Here is a 3473-nt window from a genome sequence, read left to right as displayed (position 1 = left end):
TCATCATCTGCAATAGTAGCACGGCCATTGGTAGCATGTGGAGTACCATCAGCACTCAATACTTCTGTCATTACTAAGTACCCATCTCTACGATCTGGATCTGGGTAAATAGCTACTGGCTTCAACAAGCAGTCTGAAGCACCACCAGAAGCCTGACCGGTAGAGCTTACCGTAAAAGACCACATTGGGCAATCTTCTAATTTACCACTGAAATCCTTAAGAATCTTTGTTTTTACTTCTTAGTCCTTGTGTTGGTTCTGATCCATCAAGCCAGATGTACTCTAGTTTTGATTTTGCCATCGTTAATAATGTGTTTTTTCAAATTTTTTATAAAATTATTGTCAGCTCTACTCCTACATCCACGATTAGAGGGGTAAAAACAGATTTTAGAACCGTATACAAAAGCTGTAAGAAGGAAGGCTAGACCTTCCACTTGGCGCACCGTCACCATCGAGAATCACATCTTCGAAACAGAATCAAATCTCAATTCTGGGATGATCGTCAAATTACCTGTAGTATAGGCTACCTAGTTAATGTGAATCAGAAGCATTAGTATCTGCGAAATCAGCAAAAACTACTGCATCATCCTGGAACAATTCAAAGCGAGCCCCGATCTTGAATTCATCACTGGCTGCCAATTGTGCGTACAAAGCAACACCAGAGAATCCAACTTCATCTCCCGCGTCAGCAAGTGTAGCGTTATTCCCTAGATAGAAATCTTCAGAAACATCTACACCACCCGTCAAATCTACTTGAGAGTAACCATCTCCAAACAAACGTTTAGGTAAAACCCACCATATCCGGCTGTACACCGAAGAAATATCACCGCTTGGGTTGAATTCAGTAATGTCCGTGGATTCAAGATAGGCAGCCATGAAGCTAAAGCCACTTCAGAAGAAATATCCAGCTTCAAACCAGTGTGAGAGAATGGACCATATGAGAACATATACGAAGTGGAGTAATTAAAGTTCGCAAGTAGGAGAGATCCTCATATCCTAAGAAAGTATTGAAATTACCCATCGTTAATGTCGCGTTCTCTGATACATTCCAGTAGGCATAAAGTTGATTAACGATCTGAGCTGAGTTAGAGTACAATGGAGATGCAAAAACTGCATCGGATCCTCTTGGTCCGAAAACCAAGTCGGCCACTACCCCACCTTAGCTGTTTCGTATGAAGCAATCAAGTTTATCAATACCTAGTGAGAAGCCTGGCAAATTTGCAAATGAAGTAGCCGGAGCTACGATTCCACTTTTGGAAATATCGTTGGTCCCCCGTTCAAGTTCGTTCTAAAGTACGTATCGACAGATCCTGAAAAGTCAACTTGGGTTCATCCTCTTCCTCCTTTCGGCAGTTTCCTTCTGTTGCTGTATCCGCGTTAACAGCAATTTTTTTTCAGTAGTAGCTGTCGCGTCAGTACTTTGAGCACTCACCTGAAGGTAAGCCCCATTACTAGCATCAAGATAAGGTTTTGAAAAGTCTCATGATCATTGTTTTTAAAAGTCGTTAAACAGAAATAGTTGCCCAGGGTCTCCCAAAAACTTTTGGAAGTCCTGTCATGATCATCAAGAAACCAGCGAATAAGCGATCCTCTCAAATAGGATTTTGTTTTTTTCGGTTAAACCTTAATTTTGATTCGCTAATTATGGTCGAGAATTCGGTTATTCTACGTTTTCTTGATGTCGCTCCTGGCGAAAGTCAGGGGCCATTTTTTTTTTCGAATGATGAAAAAAAAGCGCAAGAGCCTAAGGGAAAAATCTTTAGAGAAGACTTCTTCCTCTAGCCGCAAATTGAGTTTATTTCATGGATTAGATTGAAGCTGCATTTTTCAACAGAATCTGCGTAAGCCATCATATCGTGTTCTCCGATATCTAATCCTTTCATTTCTTCTCTTCTGATACTCTCAAGCCCATAGTTGCCTTGATTGCATATCCTACTGCGATAGAGAATACGAAAGTGAAAGCTACTACTGAAAGCGTGCCATCAACTGAGTAAGAAGTTAGCTCCTCCGAAGATTCCCACTGCAAAGTACCCCAGATACCACATAACTAAGTGTACGAAAGTTGCACCTACAGGGTCATCGATCTTGATCTTATCAAAGAATACTACAGAGAATGGGAATGATCAAACCCGCAATTGCCCACAAGATTGACATACCTGGAGAATTACATCAGCACCGCCATAAATACCTACCAACCACCTAGATACCATTCAATACCATTGAAAGGTCAAAGGATTTGAACATAAAGTAAGAAGCAGCAAAGCCTCCAATAGCACCGGCAGAAGCAGCCAAAGGGTAGTTACAAATACAAGAGATACCCTTCCTGGATCTCCACTCAATACAAGATCCACGTTGAATCCGAACCAACCGAACCATAGTAAGAACACACCGATCGCGGCAAGTGGCATCTGTGGCCAGAATTGGCTTGATACCTTTATCTGTGTATTTGCCGGAGCGTGGCCCGAGTAAAATCAGATCGCTAAAGCGGCAGCACCTCCACAGGCATGTACTAGTGTAGAACCCGCAAAGTCAGCAAAACCCATAGCATCCAACCATCCGTTCCCCACTTCCACATACCTGTGATTGATAAGCAACAGCTAAATAGCGTGGCGAAAAGCAAGAATGTCCTAATTTGATACGTTCTGCTACAGCACCAGAAACAATAGTAGCGGCAGTAGCGGCAAAACATAGCTTGGAGATGAAGTCTGTCCAGTAGTGTATGCGCCATCTAGTACTCAATCGGTACATAGTCTGGTCCTGGATCAAGGCCAATCCAGCAAATCCAAAGAATCCTCCTGAATAAGCCTCACCTGGATAATCAAGTTGAAACCCATGATGTAGTAAGTCAGAATACCGATCGCGATGATCATGGCATTCTTGAATAGGATGTTTAACGACATTTTTCTTTTGTACAAAACCAGCTTCTAGTGTAAGAAAGCCTAAATGCATGATGAATACCAGTACCTGTAAGACACCAACATCCATGTGTTATTCGCGGTAAATAAACCAAGTCCATTTATTAGTTTTGTATTGTTTAACTAAAAAATTGTCAAACCTGATATCAGTGCAGTAATGCACAGTAACAGTGGCAATAATTTGATTTTTCTTGATTGGTTGGTTAATAGCCAGTTATCAATGGTCCCTCAGAGGATGAGGTAAATTGGGCTAATTTGGTGTGGCTAGGAAATGTAGGATTATGAAAGCTAGGTAAGGGACTATAAAAGAAAGTTCTAAAGTGTTCGTGTTTGTTTGGCTATTTGTTCTATTCTATTAAATGGCTTCAGCACCATTTTCTCCTGTACGAATTCTTGTTACTTGACTTACATCAACTACTACAACTTTTCCATCTCCTACTTCACCAGTTCTGGCAGATTCGATGATGGTGTCTACAATAGCTGATACTTTTTCGTCTTCGCAAAGAATGTCTAGCTGCAAACGAGCTATATAATCTGAATCATAAACACTTCCGCGATA

Annotated in this window: 3 protein-coding genes and 4 pseudogenes; all 7 read right to left on the bottom strand. The window is 41.3% G+C overall.

Features of this window, described 5'->3' with window-relative positions; all coding sequences use genetic code 11:
* A pseudogene (locus D5R40_RS38480) lies at positions 1-185 on the bottom strand (hypothetical protein); the annotation flags it as partial.
* Positions 186-530: 345 nt separating this feature from the next.
* Entirely contained in the window at positions 531-875 is a 345-nt protein-coding gene (locus tag D5R40_RS31275) for a porin family protein (protein ID WP_124155747.1), read from the bottom strand.
* Positions 876-901: 26 nt separating this feature from the next.
* Positions 902-961, bottom strand: a pseudogene (locus D5R40_RS43205) (hypothetical protein); the annotation flags it as partial.
* A gap of 35 nt (positions 962-996) precedes the next feature.
* Positions 997-1149: pseudogene (locus D5R40_RS43200) on the bottom strand (hypothetical protein); the annotation flags it as partial.
* Positions 1150-2209: 1060 nt separating this feature from the next.
* Positions 2210-2542: pseudogene (locus tag D5R40_RS43195) on the bottom strand (hypothetical protein).
* Complete coding sequence (locus D5R40_RS38460) at positions 2529-2984, bottom strand: hypothetical protein (protein WP_205127782.1); 456 nt, start codon at positions 2982-2984, stop codon at positions 2529-2531. The pseudogene D5R40_RS43195 and the gene D5R40_RS38460 overlap by 14 nt, the downstream one beginning before the upstream one ends.
* Positions 2985-3269: 285 nt before the next feature.
* The coding region (locus D5R40_RS31255; RefSeq protein ID WP_282433690.1) for a P-II family nitrogen regulator at positions 3270-3473 on the bottom strand (204 nt) is incomplete at its 5' end.

Source organism: Okeania hirsuta, assembly GCF_003838195.1.
Lineage (GTDB): Bacteria > Cyanobacteriota > Cyanobacteriia > Cyanobacteriales > Microcoleaceae > Okeania > Okeania hirsuta.
This window is presented reverse-complemented; position numbering and strand designations above follow the sequence as displayed.

What these genes read in the sequence shown, in the direction of transcription:
- D5R40_RS38460 (WP_205127782.1), bottom strand. Translation starts at nt 2,984, where the DNA reads ATGGATGTTGGTGTCTTACAGGTACTGGTATTCATCATGCATTTAGGC.
- D5R40_RS31275 (WP_124155747.1), bottom strand. Translation starts at nt 875, where the DNA reads ATGGCTGCCTATCTTGAATCCACGGACATTACTGAATTCAACCCAAGC.